Below are 21,850 nucleotides of genomic sequence, written 5' to 3' on the forward strand. Positions count from 1 at the left end.
TCGGCCTCCGGCCTGCGGTTTCATCCCCCGGCACGCAGCGTTCTCACTCCAATGGGCGCATTGCCACGACATGTGCACCTTTGCGGGGCACGCTGTGCGAGAGGAGTGAAACAGGCGGCGGTACCGCGCCGGAGCCGCGCACCCCACGGGTCGGTCGGCGTACCCGCGACGGCTCGCCGCCCACGCCGCTACCGGGGAGGTTTGTGATGCCGAGCGTGTCCACGAACGTGTTCGTGTCGAGGCCGACCACGGAGGTCTTCGACTTCCTCGCCGACGCCCGCAATCTCGCCCTGTGGAGCTCGGGGGTGGCCTTCGTCGACTCGGCGCCCGTCCCGCCGGGTGTGAACGCGGAGTACCGCTACCGCTACCCCGGACGGCGCAGACCGCACCGGCTGGTCTGCGCCGCCTTCGAACCGGGCCGCCGGATAGTCTTCCGCGGCCAGCGCATGTGGTGCCCGCTGGGCACCCAGGTGCCCGTGTACGGCTTCGAGCTCGCCCCGCACGCCGACGGCACGCTGGTGCGGCTGTCGGTCACCAGCTCGCTGCGCGCGGCTCTCGTCCTGCTCGCCCCGGTCGTGGCCATGGCCTGGCGCCGTGACCTGCCCGCGGACGCCAGGAAATTCTGCGATCTGCTCGGCGGCTCCCGCGCTCCGGCCGCCCCGCTGCACGCTCCCGTGTCCGCCCCCGCGGTCGCCTCGGCCCCCGAGGACCCGGCGCGGTCCACGTCCGCGCCGAGTGGCTTTGACTTCGCTCATTGAGTGTTAAACTAATAATGTGAAGACGTTCGCACACGTTCTTCACCCTTTACTGCCCCGGCCTGGTCCCCCCGTCCCGGCCGGGGCTCCTCCATGTCCGGACCCGCTCCGGACCCGCTCCGGGCCCGCCCCGAACCCGCTCCGGGCTCGTTCCTGCCTGTGCCCGGCCCGCGCCGGCCCGCCTCGGGGGCCGACTGTCAGACCCTCGTCGTACGGTGCGGACATGAACGACGCACATGAGCCGCGAATTCGCATCGAGCCCTGGTCGGCGGACGACCTGTGGCTGCTCCGCAGGACGAACACACCCGAGATGACCGAGTACCTCGGCGGACCGGAGACCGAGGAGCAACTGCTCTCCCGGCACCAGCGCTACCAGGACATCGAGAAGACCGGCGGCAGGATGTACCGCGTGGTGCTCGTCCCGGACGGCGAGGTCGCCGGTTCCATCGGCTTCTGGGAACAGACGTGGCGGGGCGGGAAGGTCTACGAGACCGGCTGGGCGATCCTCCCGGAGTTCCAGGGCCGGGGCCTGGCGGCGGACGCCGCCCGCGCGGTGACCGAGGCGGCCAGAGCCGCCGGTGCCCACCGCCACCTGCACGCCTTCCCCAAGGTCAGCCACCCGGCGTCGAACGCCGTCTGCCGCAAGGCCGGATTCACGTTGCTGGGCGAGGCCGACTTCGAGTACCCCAAGGGCAACCCGATCACGTGCCACGACTGGGTGATCGACCTGACGCCGGACGCCCCTGAGGCTGACCCGGCCGGAACTCCCACGGCGACCGGCTGACGGTCGCAGGGCGTTCGCGGGGCGCCGCGGGACGCCGCGGGCCGTCAGGAACCGGCGGCCCGCAGTTGGGGCACGATCTGCTGCCGTACGTAACCGCGCACGTCCTGGCCGCGCAGGCCACCACGAATCACCGTCACCGAGTGCGCGGCGGCGGCCTTCCGCAGCCGACGCGCGGCCAGCGGGCCCACACCGCCGCCGATCACCAGCGCCGTCACACCGCCCGCGCCGATCAGGGAGACGGCGTCGCGCGCGCCGGTGACGCCACGCGCGTCGAAACCCTCCTCGCGAAGGACCGTGGTCGCGGAGCTGACAATGCTCTCCATACGGCCGATTACCACAACGGTCATGCTTAGCTGCTGCCCATCCACACCCCGCACACACCCGGCTGGCGCTCATCCGCCACCACCGCACCGAGGAGACCCCGTGCGCCCACTGACCCCGACCACCCTGGTCACCGCCGCAGCCCTCGCCACCACGCTCGCGGTCGGCGGCACCGGCGCCGGTCCCGCTCCCGGCTCGGGTACGGCGCAGCCCCGGCCCGTGGCGAACCTCCCGCAGATCATGAAGGACACCGGCGGCGGCACCCAGCTCATCACCGCGAGCGCCCCCACCCTCGGCTCCACCAGCGGCACCCTCACCTGGTGGGAGAAACAGAGCGGCGGCTGGAAGGTTGTCGGGACCGCGCCCGCCCGCTTCGGCGCCCACGGCCTGGCCGACGGCGCGACCCGCACCCAGAACACCAGCACCACGCCCACCGGCCTCTACGGCCTGCCGCTCGCCTTCGGCAACGCCGCCGCGCCCGCGGGCACCGCCCTGCCGTACCGCGCGGTCACCCCGACCGCCTGGTGGTGCGAGGACACCCAGTCGACCTCCTACAACCGCTGGGTCGACCCGCTGCCGAAGGACTGCCGGGGCACCGAGTCCGAGCGCCTGGCCGACTATCCCGGGCAGTACGCGCACGCCGTCCTGATCGACTTCAACTACGCCAAGCCGGTCAAGGGCCGCGGCGCCGGCATCTTCCTGCACGTCAACGGCAGTGGCGCGACGGCCGGTTGCGTCTCGGTACCCGCCGACGCGATGAGCCGGATCCTCGCGTGGCTGCGGCCCGCGGCGCAGCCGCACATCGCCATCGGCACCGTGGACGGCGGCACGGCATTGACCGGTTACTGAACCCCCTGGCGCGCTGTTGGGTGACGCTACCGCCCCGTACCGTAGGGCACAGGCGCAACACCAGTGACGCGAAGGGGAATTGCCGTGTCGTTCGCAGAGGACCGGTCGCAGGCCGTGGAAGACGTCGTCCACGCGTGGACGCACGGCACCGACTGCCTGTTACGCGAGGCCGACGGCGGCTCGGGGGAGACGGTCGGGACGGAGACCGGGCCCAGGATGCTCTCGCACGCGGAAGCCGTGCAGATCGTCCACGCCCAGCTCGTCCTGATCGCCCTCGGAGCCGACCTCGGCCGCCTCCAGACGACCGCGAGGACCTGCTACCGCACCGCGGTCGACACGCGGCTCGAACGGCCGGAGGACGCCCGCGCCTATGCCAGGGCCGCCGATCTGTGCGAGCGCGCCGCCCGGCTGGTGGTCGACGCGGGAGCCGCGGGCGACGACCGGGCCAGGCGCCGCCTGCTCGCCGTCGCCGAGCACGACACCGCCGTGGCGACCGGAGCCGTGGACCCCGAGGTCGCCGACCGCGCCCGCCGCGTCCTGGAGTCCGCGCTCAGCGAGGCCGAGAACAGGGCCGCCCGCGATACCGCGCCCCAGCAGCGCGGCCCGCGCTATCCCGGCCCGACCTACGACGAGACCACCGGACGGCACCGCGTCGGCGTCGGCGCGACCGGCGAGCCCGCCTACTGGCAGCTCAACACCCCCGGCTCCGGCATGGAGAGCGGCCTGATCTGCGGCGCGCCCGGCAGCGGCAAGAGCAGCTTCCTGCTGATGGTGCTCTACGAGGCCGCGCGCCGCGAGGAGTTCACGCTGTGGCTGGCCGACCCCGGCGGGCGGCACGACACCCCGGCGCCGATCGCCGAGGCCGCCGCCCGTACCGCCGCCACCCGCGAGCAGACCGTGGACCTGCTGCGCGACGCGGTGGCGGTGATCGCCGACCGCGCCCGCCACCACGGCCCGGTCCCCGACCCCACCGACACCTGGCAGGGCATCGTGCTCGCCGTCGAGGACTGCCGACTCGTCTTCGCCGACGACCTGGAGGCCACCCGGCTCGCCGAGCGTGTCGTCGCCGTCGGCGGCCGGTTCGGCGTGGCGCTGGTCGTGACCGCGCCCGACGCCGACCTCGCGTCCTTCGGCGGGAGCCTCGCGTTGCGCGCCGGGCTCGCCAGGACCAACTGCTTCCCGCTCGGTCCCGGCGGACGGCAGATGCTCACCGCGCTCGGCCGCGCGGTCTGACGGCCAACCGCCTCCGGCCGGACGTCGGTCGGCGGGCCGCCCTCGGCCGGCTCTCGCCCGCCGACCGCCGGATCTGACACTCCTCTGACACGCGCCTGGCCCTTTCCGGAAGGTCGGGCGGTGCATCTGTGGTTCCTGACCGAGACCTGAAGCCGGGGATCTTGTGACGGACCGGCGGACCGAAGAACCTGGTAGTCAGGATCCGGTGCGGTGTCGGCGAAAGCCCCCGGCGCGGTCCTTTCTCTCGGAATCTCTACGAATCTTCACGAATCTCGCGGATTCTCCCTGATTCTCTTTGGTTCTCTCCGAACGACCATGACGACCGTCCCCTGACGTCCGGGTGCGGCCCCTGAATCGTGTTGTCGGGCTCTGTGGTGTGGGAGGTGTGGACGATGGCAGGTGCGATGTCGTCGAACGCGGTGGCGGCCGGGACCGTCGCCGGAAATACGGTGGCGCCGCCGGAGGAACGGGTGGGCGAACCGGCCCCGTTGAGCAGACTGATGTCACTGCACCAGGCGCACCCGGTGGACGGCCGGTCACTGCGGACGGTGTGCGGGATGTTCGTGACCGGCGTGACGGTGATCACCAGCGGCGAGGACGGCAACGCCGAGGGCACCACGGTGAACTCGTTCACCTCGGTCTCCCTCGACCCGCCGCTGGTGCTGTTCTGCCTGCACAACGAGTCCCGACTGCGGTCCGTCGTGCGGGAGTCGGGGAAATTCGTCGTCAACTTCCTCCAGGGGCAGCAGGAGGGCGTGGCCCGCGCCTTCGCGGGCAAGGGCACCGCGGAGATCCACGACGTGGCCAACCACCCGTCGGTGACGGGCGTTCCGGTGCTCAGCGAGGCGCTGGCGTTCCTGTCCTGCCACCTGGTCGAGGAGTTCGACGGCGGCGACCACACGATCTTCCTCGGCCGCGTGGTCGAGTTGGGCGTGCCCCGGCAGCACCAGGAGCCGCTGGTCTTCTTCCGCGGCTGGCTCGGCGCGCTGGAGGAGGAACTGCGCGGCGTGCACCCCATCATCGACGGCTGACCGCCCGCCCGTTCCCTGTCTCCTTGGCACGGCGGTGCGTCGCACGGCGGTATTTCGCGACGCTCCGCGGTCTTCCGCGTGGATCCGAGGTGATCCGCGCTGTTCGTGTTCCTGACGTTTCTGCGAGTTCCCGAATTCGACCGGTGGAGGGTGTGATGGGCGTGGATTCCGGCAAGGTCGTCCGACTGGAGGACGTCGTACCGATCACATACGGCGGAGGCGAGGAGACCCGCTTCCTGCTGCGCGGCTCGGACACCAGCGGCCGTTCCTCGTTCTACGAGGTCCGGATGCCCGCGGGGGAGGGCTCGGTGTGGCATGTGCACCATGACACCGACGAGTCCTTCTACGTCCTCGAGGGCGAATTCGAGGTCAAGGTCGGCGAGGAGATCCACAAGGCGCCCGCCGGGACGATGGTGCACGGCCCGCGCGGCGTGTGGCACTCCTTCTTCAACGTGGGCGAGACCACGGGACTCATGCTCTGCACGATGACGCCCGGCGGCATCGAGCTGTTCTTCGAGGAGCTGAGCGAGGTGCTGACCCGCCCCGAGCGGCCCGACTGGGACACGATCAAGGCGGTCGGCGAGCGGCACGGCATCACCGCCGCCCGGCCGCAGGGCGGACCGCACGGCGGCCCGCCGGTCAGCGCGCCGCAATAATCCGTACCGTCGCGCACCGTCCTCGCGACGGGGGTCGGGAGCCGCCGGGTGACCGGCGCCCTGCGCGCCGTCGGGTGACGGGGGGCGGCCGGTCCGGGGGATTCACCCGGCGGCTCCCGGGCCTAGGGGGTGTCCGCGCGCCGTCCGGCCTCCCGGGGGCGCGCGTCCTCCTGCTCGGGGTCCAGCTCCGGCTCGGGCACCGTGTCCGGCGCGAGCCGCGGCGCGCCCGTCGGCTCACCGCTCTCGTCGAGCCGGACCCGGGAGAGCTTGTCGGGGTTGGTGACCAGGTAGATGTCGGTGATCTGGTCGTTGCTCGGGTTGAGGTCCATGACCATGACCGCGTACGGCGAGTCGCCGGAGAAGACGACGGCCGACGGGTCGCCGTTGACCTGCTGGTAGCGGATGTCCAGCGACTCGGGCAGCCGGCTGGTGGCGTAGCCGTTGAGGAAGCGGGCGACCTTGTCCCGGCCGTTGACCGGCCGGAGCGCGGAGCGGACCTTGCCGCCGCCGTCGGTCCACATCGTCACGTCCGGCGCGAGCAGGCTCATCAGCTCGGCGATGTCACCGCCGAGCGCGGCGGCCACGAACCGCTCGGTGACCTGCTGCTGGAGGTGCGGATCGGCCTGGTACCGGGGCCGCCTGGCCTGGACGTGCTCGCGCGCCCGGTGCGCGAGCTGCCGGATCGCGGACGGGCTGCGTCCCAGGATCTCGGCGATCTCCGTGTGCGCGTAGCCGAACACCTCGTGCAGGACGAAGACCGCCCGCTCCAGCGGCGTCAGCGTCTCCAGCACCACGAGCAGCGCCATGGACACCGACTCGGTGCGCAGCGCGGACTCCGCGGCGTCCACGGCCTGCGCGCCCTGCGGGCTGTCGAGGGCGTCGGGCGTACGGGTCAGCAGCGGCTCGGGCAGCCAGGGGCCGATGTACGTCTCGCGGCGACGGCTGATCGTCGCCTGCCGGGCGAGCGCCTGGTTGACCGCGATCCGCACCAGGTAGGCGCGCGGGTTGTCGATCTCCTCGGCGTCCGGCTGGCGGACCCGGCGGGCCCAGGCCAGCCAGGTCTCCTGGAGGACGTCCTCGGTGTCGGAGACACTGCCGAGCAGGTTGTAGACCACCGAGAACAGGAGTTCCCGATGGCCGACGAACACCTCGGTCGCGCGGTCACCAGCAGCCGAGGGGAGCTGAGCCGGAGTGTCGGACACGATGTGAGCCTCCCGTGATGCGTTTCACCTATGAGGTACCGCGGACCCGAAAGCGTGACACTCGCGCCGCGAAATGTGACGCGCGTCTCTTTCACCTGCGATATTCCGGCGCGCCCCACCGATCTCCATGAGTGCTGGAATGATCACACGGTGCCACGATGTCACATCGACCGTGGCCCGAAGCTCTTTATCCGCGGGGCCGGACACGGTCTGGCGGTGGCCCGGACGCCGGGCCCGGAGGGGAGCCTCCGGACCGTCGAGGCTCCGAGCGGTCACCCCGATCCCCGGGGGGCCGATAACGACATTCGTACGAAGAAAGTGGTGGGCCGTCGTGGCCGAGTCGAAAGACCCGAACGTGGACATCGATTTCACCGTCATGTATGCGACGCACAAGGCGTTCCGACGCGACCTGCGCCGGCTGGCGACCGCGGTGGCCGCCGGTCAGGCGACGGCGCCGCAGGTGCGCGCGGGGTGGGACAACTTCAATCACCAGCTCCACAACCACCACTCGGTCGAGGACCGGGCGCTGTGGCCGCAGGTGGAGGCCAAGATCGCCGACCGTCCCGACGATCAGCGGCTGATGAAGGAAATGGAAGAGGAGCACGCCGAGCTGGGCCCGCGCATCGAGGCGGTGGACACCGCGATCAAGGGCGGCGGGGGCGACCTGGCCGCGCTGATCGAGGACCTTTACCAGGTGATGGACGGCCACTTCACGCACGAGGAGGAGGCCGCGCTGCCGCTGATCCAGGACGTGCTGTCGCCCGCCGAATGGCGGACCTTCGGGCTCGCCAACGCCAAGAACCTCGGCATCAGCGGCGTCAGCGTCTACATCCCCTGGGTCATCGACGACGCGACGCCGGACGACCAGAAGCGGTTCCTCGGGTCCTTCCCGCCGCCGCTGCGCGTCGTCAACAAGCTGATCTGGCAGCGCGGTTACGCGAAGAAGGAGCTGTTCAAGGTCTGACCGGACCCGGGCACCGACGACCGGGCGCCTGAACGGCCGGAATCGGCGGGCACCGCGCCACCGGGCGCGGTGTCCATGCTCGGGCGCGGTGTCCATGCTCGGGCACTGCGGAAAGGCGTGGCCATGGACAGCACGGCGATCGTGGAGCGGGCCCGACCGGCCCCGCCCGCCCGCCGCACCGGGCGGGTGCCCGGCGCGGCCGAGCTGCTGCGGAGGGTGCCGTGACCGGCGCTGTGGTGGTGACAGGTCTGGGCATCGTCTCGCCCGCGGGACTGGGCGCCCGCGACTACTGGGCGCAGGCGTGCGGGAGCGGGCACGGCGCCGGACGGCACGGCGAGGCCCGTACGGCGGGCGAACCCGCCTGGCAGACCGCCGCCCTCCTCGACCCCGCTCCGGGCGACCAACTGTGGGGCAGGCCCGCGCCGCAGGCCGACCGGATGGCCCGGCTCGCGCTGGCCGCAGCGGACTGGGCGCTGGCCGACGCGGGCATCCGCCCGCAGGACCTGCCCGACTTCGGCCCCGACGCGGTGACGGCCGTCACCGCCGCGGCTGCCGCCGCCGCGGCTCCCGGCGGGCGGTACGGCGAGGGCCGCGGGCCCGGCTTCGGCGCCCGCTTCCGGGCCGGCACCGGCACCGGCGGACCGCGCGGCCAGGCCGGGCGGCAGAGCGGCGCGTACCGCTCCTTCGCCTGGTTCTACGCCGTCAGCAGCGGCCAGATCTCGATCAGGGACGGCATGAAGGGCCTGGACGCCGTGGCACACGCCCGGCGGCAGATCAGGCAGGGCGGACGGCTCATCGTCTCCGGCGGTGTGGACGCGCCGGTCTGCCCCGCCACCTGGAGCGCGCACACCCCGCCGCCCGCCGCCCGGCCCGGCGGCGGAGCGCTGCTGGTACTGGAGACCGCGCACGCGGCCCTGGCCCGCGGCGCCAAGATCTACGGCGAGGTCGCCGGATACGGCGCGACCTTCGACCCCGACCCTAGCGGCGGACGCGAACCGGGCCTGCGGCGCGCGGTGGAACTGGCCCTGTGCGACGCGGGAGCCGTCCCAGGCGAGGTGGACGCGGTGTTCGTCCCCGGCCTCGACGCGGCCGAATCGGCCGCCGTCACCGCGGTGTTCGGCGTGCACGCCGTACCCGTCACCGCGCCCCGCACCATGACCGGGCGCCGCTACCCGGGCACGGCCGCGCCGCTGGACCTGGCGGCAGCCCTGCTCGCCATGGAGGAGGGCCTGATCCCGCCGACCGCGGACGATCTGCCGTCCCCCGGCTACGACCTCAATCTGGTCCTGTCGCCGCGCACCGCGGAACTGCGCACCACGCTGGTGGTGGCCCGCGGCCACGGCGGCTTCAACTCCGCCGTCGTGCTGCGCACCCTGGACTGACCGCACCGCCCCGCGACAGCGCGGCGAGCAGCAGCACCGCACCGACCCCGTGACGTCCCCTCTCCCGTACCGGGAGCCGGGGACGTTTTCGCGTGCCCCGACACATTCCTACCCGGGAGGGACGAAGCAGCATGAACACAACCGCCCAACAGGCCCAGTCCAATGAGAAGTTCGATGTGGCGATCCTCGGCGCGGGAATGGCCGGCGGTCTGCTGGGCTCGGTGCTGGCCCGCAACGGGGTGAAGGTCCTGCTCATCGACGCGGGCGTGCACCCGCGCTTCGCGGTGGGGGAGTCCACCATCCCGTACACCTCGTCGATGACCCGGATCATCGCCGAGCGCTACCAGGTGCCCGAGATCGAGCCGCTGGCCAGCTTCAAGGGCATCCAGGAGAAGATCGCCCCGTCGTGCGGGCGCAAGCAGAACTTCGGCTTCGTCTACCACGTCGAAGGGCAGCCGCAGGACCCCGAACAGATCAACCAGCTCGTGGTGCCCGAGTGGCAGCGCACCGAGACGCACCTGTTCCGGCAGGACGTGGACGCCTATCTGTTCAACCTCGCCGTGAAGTACGGCGCGGTGCCCAAGGTCGCCACGAAGATCGCCGACATCGAGGTGTTCCCCGAGCACGGCGTGCTGCTGAGGTCCGACAAGGGCGAGGAATTCCACGCCAGTTACCTCATCGACGGCAGCGGCTTCCGGTCGCCGGTCGCGGAGAAGTTCGGGCTGCGCGAGACCCCGACCCGCGCCAGGGCGCACTCGCGCTCGCTGTTCACGCACATGGTCGGCGTCACACCCTTCGACGACGCGAAGGCGGCCCGCTCGCACAAGCAGCCCAGCCCCTGGCACAACGGCACCCTGCACCACGTCTTCGACGGCGGCTGGCTCTGGGTGATCCCGTTCGACAACCACGACGGCGCCCTCAACCCGCTGTGCAGCGTGGGCCTGCAACTGGACGAGCGCAAATTCCCCGCCGAGCCCGGCGTCTCCGCGCAGGAGCAGTTCGACCAGTTCCTGGAGCGGTACCCCGAGATCGCCGAGCAGTTCACCGACGCCACCGCCGTACGCCCGTGGGTGGCCACCGGCCGGCTCCAGTACTCCGCGACGCAGACCGTCGGCGAGCGCTACTGTCTGACCGCGCACGCCGCCGGATTCATCGACGCGCTGTACTCGCGCGGCCTGACCAACACCCTCGAGGTCGTCAACGCCCTCGCCTGGCGGCTGATCGAGGCGTCCAAGGACGGCGACTGGTCCGTCGAGCGCTTCGCGTATGTCGACAGCCTCCAGCAGGGCCTGTTCGACATCCACGACGACCTCGTCTACTGCTCCTTCGTCGGCTTCCGCGACTACGACCTGTGGAACGCGGTCATCCGGGTGTGGGAGTCGACCAGCATCCTGCCGACGGTCACCATCGACCGGGCGTATCGCACCTTCATGGCCGACCCCGAGCGCGACGAGCAGGTCTTCCGCGACCTGGAGAAGCGCGATGTGCCCGGACTCCCGGCCCCGGTCGGCCAGGACATATCGGAGCTGCTCGGCTTCACCCGCTCCATCTGCCAGCAGGTCGAGGCGGGCACGCTGGAGGCCAAGGCCGGCGCGGCCCAGCTCTTCGAGCGGCTGCGGACGTCGGAATTCCTGCCCGCCCCCTTCGAGTTGGGCTCGCCCGACAACAGGTGCTTCGAGGCCACCCCGGCGGTGATCCAGAGCGCCGTCGAATGGGCCGGTACGGACGCGCCCGCGCACATCGCGCAGCTCTTCGCGCGCTGAGCCCCCGCCGTACCCAGGTCGTCGAGCGCCGCCGTACGCAGGGCACCCCGCCGTACGCATCGCAGACGCACCGCACCCGCGACAGCGCCGCCGGACGCCTCCTGACGGGCCGTCCGGCGGCGCGTCCCTGCCCGTGGCCCCGTTCGCCGGAGGCAACTTCCTTTCAGACAGGAGTCAGACGTGGACGAGAAGGTGGACGAGAAGGTGCACGAGAGGGACAGCACGGACGCGGGCGGAGCCGCTGCCCTGGACACCGATGTGATCATCGTGGGGGCGGGGCCCACCGGGCTGATGCTCGCCGGTGAACTGCTGCTGGGCGGCGCCCGGGTGATCGTCGTGGAACGCCTGGACGAACCCACCGGGCAGTCGCGCGGCCTGGGCTTCACCGCCCGCGCCATGGAGGTGTTCGACCAGCGCGGGCTGTTGCCCGCCTTCGGCGGCCCCGACGGCACCCTGGAGATCTCCCCGGTCGGCCACTTCGGCGGCCTGGTCTTCGACTACACGGTGCTGGAGGGCGCGCACTTCGGCGCCCGCGGCATCCCGCAGTCGCTCACCGAGTCCGTGCTGGAGGCGTGGGCCGTGGGCCTGGGCGCCGACATCCGCCGCGGCTGGGAATTCCTCGAAGTCGCCGACAGGGAAGGGGCGGTGACCCTCACCGCGGGGACCGCGGACGGCGTACGCCACCTGCGCGCCTCGTACCTGGTCGGCTGCGACGGCGGAAAGAGCGCGGTCCGCAAGGCCGTCGGCTTCGACTTCCCCGGCACCGACCCGACCCGCGGCATGTACCTCGCCGACGTGGTCGGCTGCGGGCTGCGCCCGCGATTCCTCGGCGAGCGGCTGCCCGGCGGCATGATCATGGCCGCGCCGCTGGGCGAGAACGTCGACCGGGTCATCGTGGTCGAGAACGGCACCCCGCCGCCGGACCGCACCGAGGAGCCGACCTTCGCCGAAGTGGCAGGTGCCTGGCAGCGGATCACGGGCGAGGACATCAGCGCCGGTACCGCCGACTGGGTCGGCTCGTTCACCGACGCCAACCGGCTGGTCACCGAATACCGGCGCGGGCGCGTGCTGTTGGCGGGCGACGCCGCCCACATCCACCTGCCCGCGGGCGGCCAGGGCCTGAGCACCGGCGTGCAGGACGCGGCCAACCTCGGCTGGAAGCTGGCCGCGGTCGTCACCGGCTGGGCGCCCGAGGGTCTGCTCGACACCTACCACGCCGAGCGGCACCGGGTCGGTGAGCGGCTGATGATGAACACCGCCACCCAGGGCATGGTCTACGTCGGCGGTCCCGAAATGGACCCGATCCGCGAGATGTTCGCCGAGCTGATCGAGTACGACGAGGTCAAGCGGCACCTCGCGGGCACCGTCAGCGGTCTCGACATCCGCTACGACTTCGGCGCGAAGGACGACGACCACCCGCTGACCGGACGCCGGTTGACCCCGCTGAAGGTCGACACCGACGGCGGCGGCACCGACACCACGGAACTGCTGCACACCGCGCAGGGCGTGCTCGTCGACCTCGCCGACGCGGCGGCCGTGCGCGCGGTCGCCGCGCCCTGGAAGAGCCGCGTCCTGACCGTCAGCGGCACGGTCGCCGAGCCCGAGGGGCTGTCCGCACGGGAGTTGGCGGGGGCCACCGCGGTGCTGCTCCGGCCCGACGGACATGTCGCCTGGGTCTCGACGGGCGGTGAGGACGGCCTGGCCGAGGCGCTCCAGCGGTGGTTCGGCGCGCCCGAGACGGGCGCGTGAGTTCCAGCCTCCGACCGGAGGGCGCCGACCGTTCGAGGGCCGGCGCCCTCCGCCAACCGAAGGGCGGGGCACGGCGGTCCGCGGGCGGGCCCTTCCGGTCGCTGGCCGTGCGCAACTTCCGGCTCTTCGCGCTCGGCCAGGTCGTCTCGGCGGCCGGCACCTGGATGATGGTGGTCGCGCAGGACTGGGCGGTCCTCTCGCTCACCGACAACTCACCCACCGCGCTCGGCCTGGTGACGGCCCTTCAGTTCACCCCGGTCCTGCTCCTCGCGCTGTACGGCGGGCGGCTCGCCGACCGCCACGACAAGCGCGCGCTGCTCGTCGCCGCCAACCTGGTCTGCGGTGTGCTCGCCGCCCTGCTCGCGCCCCTGATGCTCACCGGGACGCTGCGGCTGTGGCATCTGTATCTGTTCGCCCTCGGCCTCGGCACCGCGAGCGCCGTGGAGATCCCCACCCGCATGTCGTTCGTGCGCGAGATGGTCGGCCCCGAACTGCTGCCCAACGCCTCGGCGTTGAGCGCGGCGTACTTCAACGTCGCACGGGTGGCGGGGCCCGCGTTCGGCGGCCTGCTCGTCGGCTGGCTCGGCACCGGACCCGTCGTCCTGCTCAACGCCGTCAGCTATCTGGCCACGGTCGTCGCGCTGCGGATGATGCGGCCCGCCGAACTGCACCGCGGGCCGCCGGGCGCAGCCCGCGCCCGCGTGATCGACGGCCTGCGCTACACCGCGAGCCGCCCCGACCTGCTGCTGCCGCTCGCCCTGGTCGCCGTCATCGGCCTGGCCGGGTTCAACTTCCAGCTCACGCTGCCGCTGGTGGCCAAGACGGTCTTCCACACCTCCGCGGCCTCCTTCGGACTGCTCACCACGGCGCTGGCGGCCGGATCACTGCTGGCGGCGCTGGTCACCACCTCGCGTACGACCCGGCCGAGCGGACGGCTGGTGACCGGCTCCGCGCTGGCCTTCGGCGCGGCCGAGACCGCGGCGGGCTGGGCGCCGAACTACCTGAGCGAGCTGCTGCTGCTCGCGGTCACCGGCTTCACCACGCTCTACTTCGCCCAGGCGGCCAACCACCGCATCCAGCTCGGCGCCGACCCCGCGTTCAGCGGGCGGGTGCTGGCCATCTACGCGCTCATCCTCCAGGGGACCACCCCGCTGGGCGCGCTGGCGGTCGGCTGGCTCACCGAGCACTGGGGCGCCAGATCAGGACTCTACGCGGGTGGCATCGTCTCGCTGGCCGCGGCGGCGGTCGCCATGCTGCTTGACCGGCCCCGTCCGGGCCGAGGGGACGACGGCGACCGGGCGGACGACGGCGACCGGGCGGACGGCGGGGACCGGGTGGACGGCGGGGACCGGGCGGAGCGCGAGGGCGACGGTGATCGGGAGGCCGGGCGCGCGCGGGAGACCGGCAGCCGGTCGCCCGAGACCCCGGCCGTCCCGACGACCGGCGCGTGACGCCGGCGCGCACGGTGCCCCGAGGCACCCGAACCCCCGCCCGTACGCGCCCCGTCCGTACCGCGCCCGTCCCCACGAGGGCCGCGGGCCCGGTCCCGGACGACCCCCGCGGGCCGACGCTCCGCCACCGCGCGGAGCGACCCGTGCCCCGCGGAGCCGTCCGCGCGGCACGTTCTCGAACCTGCCGGTGAACCGCCGCGCCACAGCGCAACGGCGGCGCCGGTCCGTGCACTACCGATGGAAGGCGGTATGCCGTGATGGAACAGACGGTCCCCCTGCACCTGAGGGGGCTTCCCGACCCGCACGTCCTGCGTGCCGCGGGCATCGACGTGCGGACCAGGATCATCGAGCGTTACATCTGCCGTCAGTTGGAGCCGTATCTTCATGTGCCCCCGGCCCACCGGATCAGCACCGACCGGTCGCTGCGCAGCCAGGGCGTCGACTCGATCACCGCGCTGGCGCTGCGCCGCAGGCTCGTCTCGGCGCTGGGCGTCGACGTCCCCGCCGCGGACCTGCTGCGGGACGACTCGGTCACCGAGGTGGCGGCGCTGCTGGCCGGGCTGGTGACCCCCGTACCGCAGAGCGTCCCGCAGACGGCCCCGGTCGGCGCCGTCGCCGGGGCCGTCTTCGACACCCCGGCGGAGAGGCCGCGGCTCACCGCAGCGGCGCGCACCGCGCGGTGAGCGGCGCGGTGGACCGTACGGGGGCCGCCACCGCACCGGCTCTGACCGTCGCGCCGGGCGACCTGCACATCTGGGTGCTGCCCCGGCCCTGGACGCACACCGACCCGGCGCCGCTGCCGGTCGGGGAACTGGACGACGACGAACGCGAGCGCGCCGCGGGCCTGCTGCGTACGGGCGACCGGGTGCGCTACCTCTCCGCCCACGTCGCCCTGCGCCGCCTGCTGTCGGCCTACACCGGCCTCCCGCCGCGGGCGCTGCGGCTCGGCCGGGACCGCTGCCCCTGCTGCGGCGGCCCGCACGGCCGCCCGGTGCTGCTCGACCGCCCGCGCGGTCCCGTGCCCGACTGGCCGCACTTCTCGCTGTCGCACAGCCACCAGGTCGCGGTCGTCGCCCTCGCGGGCGCCACCGTCGGCGTGGACGTGCAGCGGGTGCCGCCGGCCAACGCCGTACGGCTGTGCCTGCCCGACCTGCACCCCGCGGAACAGGCGGAGTTGGCCGCTGTGCCCGGCCGCAGGAGGCCCGCGGCCTTCGCCCGGCTGTGGACCCGCAAGGAGGCGTATCTCAAGGGCCTCGGCACCGGTCTGCGCCGCGACCTGGCCGCCGACTACCTCGGGACGGCGGCGGGCCGGCGCGGCGGCCCGCACCGCCCGTCCGGATGGTCCGTCACCGATGTGCCGGGACCGCCGGGCCACGCCACGGCGGCGGCCGTCCGCACCCCGCACCACTACCGCACCGTCGTCCGCACACTGACCGCCGACTGCCTCCACGCCGAGGACGCCACGGAGCTGATCGCCGATTCCCGCACGCGGGTGCACCGCGTGCCGCAGGCCGCCGTCCGGCGGCCACAGGAGTGATCGACATGAACCCGAGCAAGGGAGGGTGGAGCGCCATGCCCAACGCGGAGTCTCCCGCCGAGGTCCCCGACCGGTTGCAGGAACTGAGCGACCTCAAGGAGCTGGCCCGCCAGGGCCCCGACCCCACGGCGACAGAACGCCAGCACGCCAAGGGCAAGCTGACCGCGAGGGAGCGGATCGACCTGCTCCTGGACAAGGGCAGCTTCACCGAGGTCGAGGCGCTGCGGCGGCACCGGGCCAGCGGCTTCGGCCTGGAGGGCAAGCGCCCGCACACCGACGGCGTGGTCACCGGCTGGGGCACGGTCGAGGGCCGGACGGTCTTCGTCTACGCCCACGACTTCCGGATGTTCGGCGGCGCGCTCGGCGAGGCGCACGCCGAGAAGATCCACAAGATCATGGACATGGCCATCGCGGCCGGCGCCCCGCTGGTCTCGCTCAACGACGGCGCGGGCGCCCGTATCCAGGAAGGCGTCTCCGCGCTCGCCGGTTACGGCGGCATCTTCCAGCGCAACACCAAGGCGTCGGGCGTGATCCCGCAGATCAGCGTGATGCTCGGCCCGTGCGCCGGGGGCGCCGCGTACTCCCCGGCCCTGACCGACTTCATCTTCGCCGTCCGCGGCATCTCGCAGATGTTCATCACCGGGCCCGACGTCGTGCAGGCCGTCACCGGCGAGGAGGTGACCCAGGACGCGCTCGGCGGCGCCGACGTGCACGCCAGCGTCTCCGGCGTCGCCCACTTCGCCTACGACGACGTGCACACCTGCCTCGCCGAGGTCCGCTACCTGCTGTCGCTGCTGCCGTCCAACAACCGCGAACTGCCCCCGGCCAGCCCCGGACAGGACCCGGTGGACCGGCCGGGCGACGCGCTGCTGGAGATCGTGCCGACCGACGGCAACCGCAGCTACGACATCAGGGACGTCATCGAGGAACTGGTCGACGACGGCGACTCGATGGAGGTGCACGCCGCCTGGGCGCCCAACATCGTCTGCGCGCTGGCCCGGCTCGACGGGCAGACCGTCGGCATCGTCGCCAACCAGCCGTCGGCGATGGCCGGGGTGCTGGACATCAAGGCGTCGGAGAAGGCCGCGCGCTTCGTGCAGTTCTGCGACGCCTTCAACATCCCGATCGTCACCCTGGTCGACGTCCCCGGCTTCCTGCCCGGCGTCGACCAGGAACACGACGGCATCATCCGGCGCGGCGCCAAACTGCTGTACGCCTACTGCAACGCGTCGGTGCCGCGGATCTCGGTGGTGCTGCGCAAGGCGTACGGCGGCGCGTACATCGTCATGGACTCGCAGTCGATCGGCGCCGACATCGCGCTGGCCTGGCCCAGCAACGAGATCGCCGTCATGGGCGCGGAGGGCGCGGCCAACGTCGTCTTCCGCCGCGAGATCGCCGCCGCCGAGGACCCCGAGGCGATGCGGATCCAGAAGATCGAGGAGTACCGCAGGGAACTCGTGCATCCCTACTACGCGGCCGAACGCGGCCTGGTGGACGACGTCATCGACCCGCGCGACACGCGGTCGGTGCTGATCCGGTCGCTGTCCATGCTGCGGACGAAGGACGCGGACCTGCCGCGCCGCAAGCACGGCAACCCGCCGCAGTAGCCCGCCGTACTCCGCACAGCCCTTGACGGTGCATCAGCGCAGCCGCCCGCAACTCGTGCATTCCGTCCGGCAGTTCCGAGACCGAAGGGGACACCCCCATGCCCGCCGCCATCACCGCTCCCACCCCCGCCGCACCGCACCTGGTGCGGGTCGGCACGCTGACCATCCCGGCGCAGCCGGGACCGCCCGCGCTGGAGACGATCAACGCCGCGCCCGCCGTGGTGCCGCTCGCCGCACCCGAGGCGGCTCCGGCGCCGACGACGCTGGTACGTGTCGAGCGCGGCACCGCGACACCCGAGGAGATCGCCGCGGTCACCGCCGTGCTGCTCGCCCGCGCCGCCACCGTTCGCGCGGCGGCCGACGCCGACCACGCGACGGCCGCCCGCCGCCGGGGCGCCGCCCGCTGGCGCGCGCACGGCTTCACCGGCCCGCGCGCCTGGACCGCCGGGACCCGGGATCTGCTCGCGAGTTGAGCGCGGGCGGTCCCCTAGGAGTACCTGAGCGCCCGATGCACCGAGCACCGAGCACCGAGCACTGAGCACTGAGCACCATCAACGGCCCCACGCGCTTCGGCGCGTGGGGCCGTTTTTCGTCGTCTCACCCGAGACTCCCGCCGGAGGCGATTTCCCCCGGCCGCGCGGCGGGGTCCCGCGGCCGGAAGAGGGCAGGCGTCGTAGCGTGACGGGGACGTACAACGGATCATCGGACCGCACGACGCGAGGGGACCTCATGTGCTGGAGCGCCACGGCCGATCTGGCGGCGGGCTCGGTGATCTGCGCCCTGGGCGTGACCTGCGTCGCGCGCGTACGCCGGGCCCGGGACCTGCCGCTGGCGGCGCTGCCGCTGGTGCTCGGCGCCCATCAGCTCATCGAGGCCGCGGTCTGGCACCGCGGCGGCGGCACCGGGCCCGCCACCCTCGCGTGGGCGATCATCGCGCTGCCGCTGCTGGCCGTCTATGTGCCGCTCGCCGTGCTGACCGCCGCGCCGCCGGGCGGGCGGCTGCGGCTGGCCGTACCGGTGCTGGCCGGACTCGCCACCGCCGTCGTGCTCGTCGCCTGCCTGATCGACCGGGCGCCCGTCGCCGACATCCGCGGCCACACCGTCGGCTACGCGGTGGACGTGCCCGCCGTACCGCTGGTCATCGCCGGATATCTGGTGGCCACCGTCGGCTCCCTGCTGCTCAGCGCGGACCGGATGCTGCGGCTGCTCGGCGTCCTCACCGGGGTGGGGGCCGCGGTCTGCGCGGCGGTGTGGCGGACCGAATTCGTCTCCACCTGGTGCGCCTTCGCCGCCGTCGTCTCCGTCGTCCTCCTGCTGTGGGTACGGCGGCCGTCGACGGGGCCGGCGCCGACCGCGCCCGTACTGTCGTAGCGGCTGATCACACGTCAGACTGGGCGGATGCGTCCTCACCGTACCGTGTCCACGGTCGCCCTCACCGTCGTCCTGATCACGCTCGGCCCGGCTCTCGCCGCCTGCTCGTCGGGCTCGCCGTCCCCCGGCTCGCCCGGCGCCGCCCGTTCCGGCCCTTCCGACACCGGCGCCGTCGATCCCGACGCGGTCGACCCCGACAGCGGTGTGAAGCCGTCGGAGTCGACCGCCTCGGGCCGCACCGTCGCCACGTACACCGCCGCCTCGGCGATGAGCGCGGACCAACTCCAGGAGACGGTGCGTCGGCTCAAGGAACGCGCCGCCGCCTTCGGACTGACCGGCACCCGTATCGAACAGCGCGGCAACGTCATCACCGCCGACGCGCCCGGCGACAGCGGCGACCGGCTGCGGCAGTTGGCGGCGACCGCCGAGCTGGCCTTCCGGGCGGTCAAGGGCGATCACGCGGAGGGGTCCGCCGAGATTCGGCAGCGCTTCGACGCCCTCACCTGCCCGGTCACCGGCACGCCCCCGCTGTCCAGGCCCGAGGAGCCGACCCCGGCCTGCGACGCCAAGACCGGCCAGAAGTACCTGCTCGGCCCGGTCGCGCTCGACGGCGAGGACGTCAAGAGCGCCAAGTCCGCGTACGAACCGAACTCCGGCCAGTGGATGGTGAATCTGAACTTCACCGAGCGGGGCGCGAAGACATTCGGCACGGTCACCGCGGCGCTGGCCCAGGAAACGCCGCCCGCCAATCAGTTCGCGATCCTGCTCGACGACGACCTGCTGTCCGCACCGGCCGTCCAGCAGGCCATCACCGACGGCGCGGCGCAGATCTTCGGCGACTTCGACCGGCAGCGCGCGGAGGACCTGGCCGCCCTGATCGGCAGCGGCGCGCTGCCGGTACGGCTCACGGTGAGCGGGGTGACGCGGCAGCCGTAGCCGGTCGCCGCGCCGGCATGATCGCCGGACACTGTGTGTCCGGCGTGTGTTCGGGTGTGTGTTTGGCTAGGGTGACGGTCGGAGGTGGTCCGGTTGTCGAATGAGCAGGGCGAGCTGTTCGCTTCGGTCGACGCGCTGCTCGAACAGGTGGCCGCGCAGGACTCGCTGCCGGAACCCGCCGAGCGCAAGCGGCTGCGTGAGGCGGCCGGGATCAGCCAGGACCAGATCGCGAAGACGCTCAAGGTGCGGCGCGAGACGGTCACCGCGTGGGAGTCCGGCCGCGCCGAGCCGAGGTCGCCGAAGCGGGCGGCGTACGTACGGCTGCTGGACGGTCTCGCTGCGCTGCATCCGGCGCCGCCGGTCGTCCCGGCTCCTGAGCCGGCCCCGCAACCTGTGCCCGTACCTGTGCCCGTACCGGAGCCCGCGCCGGTCGCCGTGGTGGCGCCGCCAACTCCCCGTTCCGCGGCCCCCGTTGACCCCGCACCCGAACCAGCAGCCGCCCCCGCGCGCCAGCCCGCCCCGCCGCCGCGCCGCCCCGCCCCCGCCCGCCGCCCCCAGGCCCCCGCCTCCGTCCGTGCCCCCGAGCCCGGTGCCGATCCGCGGTTCGCCAACGGACCGCTGGCCGTCGTGGACGGCGACGGCAGCGCGTACTGCGTCGGCGGCCTCGTCCTGGAATGCCCGGCGGACGACATTCCGTCGCTCGTGCAGTGGGCCCTCACCGACGCACGCCTCGGCGCGGCCCGGCTGCACCGCTCGGGCAAGGACGCCGACCCGCTGGTCGTCCTCACCGAGTCCGCCACCACGCGCTTCGGCCTCCCCGCGGAACTGGCCGACCGGCGCGGGCTGCGGCTGCCCGAGGACCACGAGGCCGTACGCCGCGTCGCCCGCGCGGGATGGCAGCTCACCCGGCGCGGCTTCGGCCCCTGGGCACGCGTCTACCGGCCCGCGCAGGCCGGACAGCGCCAGTGCGTACAGCTCGCGATCCTGCCCTGGGGCGCGCTGGACAGCCGGTCGTGGGGGAACGTGGACCAGGCGCCGCCCGCCGAAGTGGCCCGCATCCTCGGCACGTACGCCACCCGCGTGATCACCCCGCGCGGCTCGACCGCCGTCTGCGGCCTCGAACTGATGACGAGCCTGCGCCCGCCGACCAGGGCCGTACGGGACGAGACGAGCGGCGCGTGGGTGTCGGGGAAGGTGGCCGGCGCGCTCGGCGCCGCCGTCGACCCCGCGCCGCCCGAGGCCCCCGACGAGCACCCCGTGGCGGCCCGGCTCCATCCGCGCGGCCACCGGCGCACACCGGACCAGGTGCTGGACGAGGAGGCGTACGACTGGATCCGCGACCCGCAGCTCCTCGGTGACGACGAGTGCGCCAGGCCGTACGCGGTCGGCATCGACGTCAACATGGCCTTCGCCGCCGCCGCGAACCGCCTCACCGTCGGCCTCGGCGCCCCCGTCCACCGCACCGCCCCCGGCTTCGACAAGGCGCTGCCCGGCTGCTGGCTCGTCGACCTCTCCGGCATCGAACTCGACCCCCGGCTGCCGAGCCCCTTCACCCCCCAGGGCACCCGCCCCGAGGGACCCGCCTGGTACGCCACCCCGACCGTCGCCTACGCCGTCGAACTTGGCCACGACGTCAAGCCCGTCGAGGCGTACGTACGGCCGGAGACCGGCGCGTATCTGGACGCCTGGTACACCCGGCTGCGGGACGCCTACCTCGCCACGATGGGGCAGCTCGGCGTCACCGCGGGGATGGACGAGGCGGACTTCCTGGCCGCGATGGCCGTCCACAAGGACACCGATCCGGGCCTGGCCGCCGTGCTGTCCGCCGTCAAGGCGACCGTCAAGGGCGGCATCGGCAAGCTCCGCGAGCGCCCGCAGGGCGCGGGCTACCGGCCGGGGGAGCGGTGGTCCGCGCTGGACCGCCCCACCTGGCGGCCCGACATCCGCGCGGCCGTGATCTCCTCCGCGCGGGTCAACATGCACCGCAAAATGCGGAAGTTCGCCGCCGTCGGGCTCTACCCGCTCGCCGTGCTGTCCGACTGCGCCGTCTACGCCTCGGACGGACCCTCGCCGCTGGACTTCCTGCCGCGCGCGCCGGAGGGCAAGCCGCTGCCCGGCGGATTCCGGCTCGGCGTCAGTCCCGGCATGGTCAAGCACGAAGGCACCCAGGACCTGATGTGGGCGGTCGAACTCCTCGACCAGGGCCACAACCCGGCCCGCCACATCAAGGGCACCGACGCCGCCGTCGACGGAGAGTAG

General features: G+C 73.1%; 20 protein-coding genes. 18 read left to right on the plus strand and 2 right to left on the minus strand.

Annotated features, from left to right (window positions below; translation table 11 throughout):
* The first annotated feature begins 215 nt into the window (after nt 1-215).
* Both ACIP4Z_RS23785 and ACIP4Z_RS23790 read left to right on the plus strand, forming a co-directional pair.
* Entirely contained in the window at nt 216-758 is a 543-nt protein-coding gene (locus tag ACIP4Z_RS23785) for an SRPBCC family protein (protein WP_401311188.1), read from the plus strand.
* Between the two features lie 220 nt (nt 759-978).
* Nucleotides 979-1,539 (plus strand): GNAT family N-acetyltransferase, encoded by a 561-nt coding sequence (locus ACIP4Z_RS23790; RefSeq protein ID WP_401311191.1) that lies wholly within the window; start codon nt 979-981, stop codon nt 1,537-1,539.
* 44 nt (nt 1,540-1,583) lie between these two features.
* Here the strand turns inward: ACIP4Z_RS23790 and ACIP4Z_RS23795 are convergent, their stop codons facing one another.
* Nucleotides 1,584-1,886 (minus strand): hypothetical protein, encoded by a 303-nt coding sequence (locus ACIP4Z_RS23795; protein WP_355341107.1) that lies wholly within the window; start codon nt 1,884-1,886, stop codon nt 1,584-1,586.
* Between the two features lie 100 nt (nt 1,887-1,986).
* Between ACIP4Z_RS23795 and ACIP4Z_RS23800 the strand changes: the two genes are divergently transcribed.
* The 4 genes from ACIP4Z_RS23800 (at nt 1,987) to ACIP4Z_RS23815 (ending at nt 5,629) form a co-directional block, all read left to right on the plus strand.
* Nucleotides 1,987-2,709, plus strand: a complete 723-nt coding sequence (locus tag ACIP4Z_RS23800; protein ID WP_401311299.1) for a L,D-transpeptidase — start codon at nt 1,987-1,989, stop codon at nt 2,707-2,709.
* 84 nt (nt 2,710-2,793) lie between these two features.
* Entirely contained in the window at nt 2,794-3,942 is a 1,149-nt protein-coding gene (locus ACIP4Z_RS23805; protein WP_355341104.1) for a hypothetical protein, read from the plus strand.
* Nucleotides 3,943-4,334: 392 nt separating this feature from the next.
* Nucleotides 4,335-4,973 (plus strand): flavin reductase family protein, encoded by a 639-nt coding sequence (locus ACIP4Z_RS23810; protein WP_355341101.1) that lies wholly within the window; start codon nt 4,335-4,337, stop codon nt 4,971-4,973.
* 155 nt (nt 4,974-5,128) lie between these two features.
* Nucleotides 5,129-5,629, plus strand: coding sequence for a cupin domain-containing protein (locus tag ACIP4Z_RS23815; RefSeq protein ID WP_355341098.1), 501 nt, complete (start codon nt 5,129-5,131; stop codon nt 5,627-5,629).
* 122 nt (nt 5,630-5,751) lie between these two features.
* Here ACIP4Z_RS23815 and sigJ read toward each other — a convergent pair whose 3' ends face one another.
* Nucleotides 5,752-6,831 carry an RNA polymerase sigma factor SigJ gene (sigJ, locus tag ACIP4Z_RS23820; protein ID WP_401311195.1) on the minus strand — a complete coding sequence of 360 codons (1,080 nt, stop codon included), beginning with the start codon at nt 6,829-6,831 and terminating at the stop codon, nt 5,752-5,754.
* A 331-nt stretch (nt 6,832-7,162) separates the two neighbouring features.
* Between sigJ and ACIP4Z_RS23825 the strand changes: the two genes are divergently transcribed.
* The 12 genes from ACIP4Z_RS23825 to tap all read left to right on the plus strand — a co-directional run bounded on the left by ACIP4Z_RS23825 (nt 7,163) and on the right by tap (nt 21,850).
* Nucleotides 7,163-7,795: a hemerythrin domain-containing protein gene (locus ACIP4Z_RS23825; protein WP_355341092.1), complete on the plus strand. Its 633-nt coding sequence runs from the start codon at nt 7,163-7,165 to the stop codon at nt 7,793-7,795.
* Between the two features lie 221 nt (nt 7,796-8,016).
* The gene (locus tag ACIP4Z_RS23830; protein WP_401311199.1) at nt 8,017-9,177 is read left to right on the plus strand and encodes a beta-ketoacyl synthase N-terminal-like domain-containing protein; all 1,161 of its coding nucleotides are present in this window, start codon (nt 8,017-8,019) and stop codon (nt 9,175-9,177) included.
* Nucleotides 9,178-9,308: 131 nt separating this feature from the next.
* Nucleotides 9,309-10,940, plus strand: a complete 1,632-nt coding sequence (locus ACIP4Z_RS23835; RefSeq protein ID WP_391118013.1) for a tryptophan 7-halogenase — start codon at nt 9,309-9,311, stop codon at nt 10,938-10,940.
* A 246-nt stretch (nt 10,941-11,186) separates the two neighbouring features.
* Nucleotides 11,187-12,689 carry an FAD-dependent monooxygenase gene (locus ACIP4Z_RS23840; protein ID WP_401311302.1) on the plus strand — a complete coding sequence of 501 codons (1,503 nt, stop codon included), beginning with the start codon at nt 11,187-11,189 and terminating at the stop codon, nt 12,687-12,689.
* 107 nt (nt 12,690-12,796) lie between these two features.
* Nucleotides 12,797-14,140, plus strand: coding sequence for an MFS transporter (locus tag ACIP4Z_RS23845; RefSeq protein WP_401311202.1), 1,344 nt, complete (start codon nt 12,797-12,799; stop codon nt 14,138-14,140).
* A 257-nt stretch (nt 14,141-14,397) separates the two neighbouring features.
* Entirely contained in the window at nt 14,398-14,823 is a 426-nt protein-coding gene (locus ACIP4Z_RS23850; RefSeq protein WP_355341083.1) for an acyl carrier protein, read from the plus strand.
* An 8-nt stretch (nt 14,824-14,831) separates the two neighbouring features.
* Nucleotides 14,832-15,677 (plus strand): 4'-phosphopantetheinyl transferase superfamily protein, encoded by an 846-nt coding sequence (locus ACIP4Z_RS23855; RefSeq protein ID WP_391161958.1) that lies wholly within the window; start codon nt 14,832-14,834, stop codon nt 15,675-15,677.
* A gap of 35 nt (nt 15,678-15,712) precedes the next feature.
* Entirely contained in the window at nt 15,713-17,284 is a 1,572-nt protein-coding gene (locus ACIP4Z_RS23860; RefSeq protein WP_355341348.1) for an acyl-CoA carboxylase subunit beta, read from the plus strand.
* A 98-nt stretch (nt 17,285-17,382) separates the two neighbouring features.
* Nucleotides 17,383-17,757, plus strand: a complete 375-nt coding sequence (locus tag ACIP4Z_RS23865) for an acyl-CoA carboxylase epsilon subunit (protein WP_391045086.1) — start codon at nt 17,383-17,385, stop codon at nt 17,755-17,757.
* Between the two features lie 256 nt (nt 17,758-18,013).
* Nucleotides 18,014-18,655 carry a DUF6629 family protein gene (locus ACIP4Z_RS23870; protein WP_401311207.1) on the plus strand — a complete coding sequence of 214 codons (642 nt, stop codon included), beginning with the start codon at nt 18,014-18,016 and terminating at the stop codon, nt 18,653-18,655.
* 27 nt (nt 18,656-18,682) lie between these two features.
* Entirely contained in the window at nt 18,683-19,591 is a 909-nt protein-coding gene (gene secD / locus ACIP4Z_RS23875) for a preprotein translocase subunit SecD (protein ID WP_401311210.1), read from the plus strand.
* A gap of 93 nt (nt 19,592-19,684) precedes the next feature.
* On the plus strand, nt 19,685-21,850 hold the full coding sequence (tap, locus tag ACIP4Z_RS23880) for a telomere-associated protein Tap (RefSeq protein ID WP_401311213.1): 2,166 nt from the start codon (nt 19,685-19,687) through the stop codon (nt 21,848-21,850).

Origin of the sequence: Streptomyces sp. NPDC088910, assembly GCF_044749865.1 — a bacterium.
Taxonomy (GTDB): domain Bacteria; phylum Actinomycetota; class Actinomycetes; order Streptomycetales; family Streptomycetaceae; genus Actinacidiphila.

Bases quoted from the DNA above. Each gene is read 5' to 3' on its own strand.
- ACIP4Z_RS23850 (WP_355341083.1), top strand. From the start codon at position 14,398: ATGGAACAGACGGTCCCCCTGCACCTGAGGGGGCTTCCCGACCCGCAC.
- ACIP4Z_RS23790 (WP_401311191.1), top strand. From the start codon at position 979: ATGAACGACGCACATGAGCCGCGAATTCGCATCGAGCCCTGGTCGGCG.
- ACIP4Z_RS23810 (WP_355341101.1), top strand. From the start codon at position 4,335: ATGGCAGGTGCGATGTCGTCGAACGCGGTGGCGGCCGGGACCGTCGCC.
- ACIP4Z_RS23865 (WP_391045086.1), top strand. From the start codon at position 17,383: ATGCCCGCCGCCATCACCGCTCCCACCCCCGCCGCACCGCACCTGGTG.
- ACIP4Z_RS23870 (WP_401311207.1), top strand. From the start codon at position 18,014: ATGTGCTGGAGCGCCACGGCCGATCTGGCGGCGGGCTCGGTGATCTGC.
- secD (WP_401311210.1), top strand. From the start codon at position 18,683: ATGCGTCCTCACCGTACCGTGTCCACGGTCGCCCTCACCGTCGTCCTG.
- ACIP4Z_RS23835 (WP_391118013.1), top strand. From the start codon at position 9,309: ATGAACACAACCGCCCAACAGGCCCAGTCCAATGAGAAGTTCGATGTG.
- ACIP4Z_RS23860 (WP_355341348.1), top strand. From the start codon at position 15,713: ATGCCCAACGCGGAGTCTCCCGCCGAGGTCCCCGACCGGTTGCAGGAA.
- ACIP4Z_RS23795 (WP_355341107.1), bottom strand. From the start codon at position 1,886: ATGACCGTTGTGGTAATCGGCCGTATGGAGAGCATTGTCAGCTCCGCG.
- ACIP4Z_RS23815 (WP_355341098.1), top strand. From the start codon at position 5,129: ATGGGCGTGGATTCCGGCAAGGTCGTCCGACTGGAGGACGTCGTACCG.